Below are 588 nucleotides of genomic sequence, written 5' to 3'. Positions count from 1 at the left end.
GCCGTCGCCACCCCCGGCGTCGCGTTCGTCGCGACGTCACAGCAGCCCGACAACGTCGACCCGCGACTGCGGGCCCCCGACCTGTGCGACCGCGAACTCGGGCTGAGCCTGCCCGACGGCGCGGTCCGCAGACAATTACTCGAGGTGCTGCTTCGCGATGTCCCCGCAACGGATCTCGACATCGGCGAGATCGCCGATCGCACACCGGGTTTCGTCGTCGCCGACTTGTCCGCGCTGGTGCGTGAGGCGGCGCTGCGGGCGGCGGCGCGCGCCAGCGCCGACGGCGAGCCGCCCGCGCTCACCCAGGACGACCTGCTCGGAGCGACGACCGTCATCCGGCCGCTGTCGCGCTCAGCCACCGAAGAGGTGTCGGTCGGTTCGGTGACGCTCGACGACGTCGGCGACATGACCGCCACCAAACAGGCGCTCACCGAAGCGGTGCTCTGGCCGCTACAGCATCCCGACACGTTCCAGCGCCTCGGCGTCGCGCCGCCGCGCGGTGTGCTGCTCTACGGGCCGCCCGGCTGCGGCAAGACGTTCGTCGTGCGGGCGTTGGCCTCGTCGGGGCGGTTGTCGGTGCACGCGGTC

At 72.4% G+C, this 588-nt stretch carries 1 protein-coding gene; it reads left to right on the top strand.

The annotated features are described in order from the left end of the window. Positions 1-588 (top strand): AAA family ATPase (locus A5663_RS09850; RefSeq protein WP_156744413.1); only part of this gene is annotated, 588 nt, incomplete at both ends.

It is taken from the genome of Mycobacterium sp. E740, from assembly GCF_001672895.1.
Lineage (GTDB): Bacteria > Actinomycetota > Actinomycetes > Mycobacteriales > Mycobacteriaceae > Mycobacterium.
Note: the sequence above shows the minus strand (reverse complement) of the source record. Positions and strands in the feature narration are given on the sequence as shown.